Below are 2,682 nucleotides of genomic sequence, written 5' to 3'. Positions count from 1 at the left end.
TCATCCGACGTGTGCAATGTCGGGAGGCGTTCGTACCTCACTTACCCAACCTGCGTGCTGATTCTCCAGTACTTACCAAAGACTGAGAGTATAGCTAGTATAACTCAGCAACGCTGCGATCAGATCGCACCACAAATTAACAGTCGGCCGAGGAAGCGGTTCAACTACAAAACACCAGAGGAAATGTAATATGGGATTTGATGGTTATTGTCGCACTTCAAACTTGATACTAGGCGGTCGGATTACCACACTGTCACCTTTGAAACCTGAAATCCAGTTAGCAAATTTCCCTTTCCAATAAGGTCGATAGTGATGTATTCATCCCAAAGGGCAGATTTCAACCCTTCTATTCCTGTCTCGGCTAGCTGTTGTTTCGTAAACGGTCTTTTATTCCAATAAGTAAACCTCAATCCTCTTCTTGAATGAGTGTTAATTGGAAGTGACTTAACAGCATCACTAAGGTTCATTCCAAGTGAAAGAGTGCCCAGTTTTAATTCAAGTACACCACCCTCTTCAATTTCTTTACAAAGAAACTTACTTTCATTCTCAAGTAAAACTTTAAAGGTAAGAATAATACTGCCGCCACCCATCTCACCAGATTCAAAGTAGACTGTTGAATTCTTATTCGTAAGCCTATAACAGATTCCAGTATATGAATCCGCTGCATCCCCCTCTTTCTTTACTTCGGTACTACCAAATCGTTTCTGTACATCAGATATTTTTGATTTTTCTAATTCGACGCCATTAAAAAAAAGGTATTGATCTAGCTCTTCACTAGAAAATACGAAAGGAGAAGTAAGTATGCCAATAATAATTACAGTAAATAATTTCATACCCAATACACCTAACGCCGCGGTAAGCTGCGGCTATGTAGTTGATTGTGTTCTGGCAGCGTAGCGACCGCCACATAAGCAAGCGACGGAATAGACGTCAGATTGACCGCCTTGTTAGGTGCTTTTAGCGCTGCCATTCACCTTGCTCTACCATCAGCTGGTTACCCTCATCATCAATGACCTCCACCACACCCGAATTGCGAATAAAGTATTTTGCCCCATCAGCTAGAAACTCGTAGCCTTGAAATGCACATGGAGTAATACCGTCAGCGCACATCGTGTGCACGGCTTTACCGATGACAGTTTGCTTTTTTTCGAAACCAGCAGGAGAGTAAGTGAATTTTATCGTATCGCAAGTTACTTCCCCCTCTTCACAGTCGCGCTCTATTTTAAAAATAAAATTATCCGTCGTAAGTGTTTCAGCAGTAACAACTGAAGACATGATTACGCTTGCAAAGATTAAAGATCTCACGTTACCTCTCTAGCACCTAACGCCTTGATACAAGCCAAGCAATAAGCCAGTAGAATAACGTAGCAGCCGTTGAATATACTAGAGAAAACAATGGGAATATTATTGCAGCGAATACATTCCGCCCGCCATCACCAATATAGGAATCCATATTTTTATGATCCTCGGGGGGCCAGGTGGCGGCTTCGTCTGCGGACCAAATTCCGTCGCCATCACGATCCAATGGCGCAATTTTGTACCCCAAATACCAATCGTACCCAAGCCACTGAGCTATAACTATGCCACTCATCAAAATTGCCGAAATAGCAATAACGGAAAGCAAGCTAAGAATACCTGTAAATCGCTTTCTAAAATAATACGCCACACAAAATGGTACCACCAAGAGTACAGCGTATAACCCAATGTATAGTGCTTGAATAAATTCCATCTTAGTTGCCTAACGAGGCTGTAGAAAAACCAATATCCCCCAGTATTCTACACACCCATATTTAAATAATTTATTTAACCGTTAATTTGCCACATCAGTTTCAACTTGCAACAAAAAATAGCGGCAATAGTGAAAATTACGCCTACTTTCGCTCTGCTCGACTCACTTAATGACTCAACTGCCCATAATTCGCTATTTTCTCAATATTATGAACCATACAATACAGCTTCCATTGGGACTCTACTTTTTCTTTTCCTCGTAAACTAAAGCGATTAAGTTTCTTATTCGTTCCAATGTTTGCAAAAACAGGCTCCACTACTGACATTCTATGGCTGTAGATTTGTTTACCTTCTTTGCTGTCCACTCGGTGTTTCATCCAATCTGTATAAGTTGGCTTGCGCTTATCTGACAATGTAAATGATACCTGCCTCCCACTTCCTTTTCGATGATCCGCCGATGCTGGGTTTTGCATGCATTTTGTTTTTAACTCGCAATTTCGACATTGCATGATCCGCCCATTGAAAAAAGCTTTTGGCGCACCAGATTCTGATATTCTTGTCGCTTGATAGCTTAAGGTTTCACCTGCGGGGCAAACACAGATAAGGTTTACGGGATCAAAATTAAACTCGCTAGGAGGAATAACATTACGCGTTCGACCTTGTTTCTTTTCATTTTGATGGCGCTTACCGTATTTCTTTTTCTGTTCGGAAAATTTAGGGTCACGACTTCTAAACTGGTTATCCGGCACGTAAGCATTAACACCCGATTCATACAGGTATTTCATATTCGCTTCGTTCGCAAAGCCAGTGTCTGCTGTAACGATGGTTTTGTCTTTATAGATATTTTCACTGATATTAAGACGTTGATATTTATCTTGAATCTTTTCAATAATCGGTCTTAATGTATGATGTTCTTGCCCTTCTCCGAAGGCTTGAGCATCAATAATAATCTGA

The 2,682-nt window shown here is 41.0% G+C and carries 4 protein-coding genes; all 4 read right to left on the bottom strand.

Translation table 11 applies throughout. The annotated features are described in order from the left end of the window. Positions 1-242: 242 nt before the first annotated feature. The gene (locus ABWV45_RS15415) at positions 243-833 is read right to left on the bottom strand and encodes a hypothetical protein (protein WP_353352613.1); all 591 of its coding nucleotides are present in this window, start codon (positions 831-833) and stop codon (positions 243-245) included. 124 nt (positions 834-957) lie between these two features. Then, positions 958-1,275, bottom strand: a complete 318-nt coding sequence (locus ABWV45_RS15410) for a hypothetical protein (protein WP_353352612.1) — start codon at positions 1,273-1,275, stop codon at positions 958-960. A gap of 46 nt (positions 1,276-1,321) precedes the next feature. Continuing rightward, entirely contained in the window at positions 1,322-1,729 is a 408-nt protein-coding gene (locus ABWV45_RS15405) for a hypothetical protein (protein ID WP_353352611.1), read from the bottom strand. 166 nt (positions 1,730-1,895) lie between these two features. Next, a partial coding sequence (locus tag ABWV45_RS15400) for a transposase (protein WP_353352610.1) occupies positions 1,896-2,682 on the bottom strand: 787 nt, incomplete at its 5' end.

The sequence above is a fragment of the Oceaniserpentilla sp. 4NH20-0058 genome (assembly GCF_040371755.1).
Classification (GTDB): domain Bacteria; phylum Pseudomonadota; class Gammaproteobacteria; order Pseudomonadales; family Oceanobacteraceae; genus Bermanella.
The sequence above is the reverse complement of the archived record's forward strand: the minus strand, read 5'-3'. Positions and strand labels throughout refer to the sequence as shown.

Bases quoted from the DNA above. Each gene is read 5' to 3' on its own strand.
- ABWV45_RS15415 (WP_353352613.1), bottom strand. From the start codon at position 833: ATGAAATTATTTACTGTAATTATTATTGGCATACTTACTTCTCCTTTC.
- ABWV45_RS15410 (WP_353352612.1), bottom strand. From the start codon at position 1,275: ATGTCTTCAGTTGTTACTGCTGAAACACTTACGACGGATAATTTTATT.
- ABWV45_RS15405 (WP_353352611.1), bottom strand. From the start codon at position 1,729: ATGGAATTTATTCAAGCACTATACATTGGGTTATACGCTGTACTCTTG.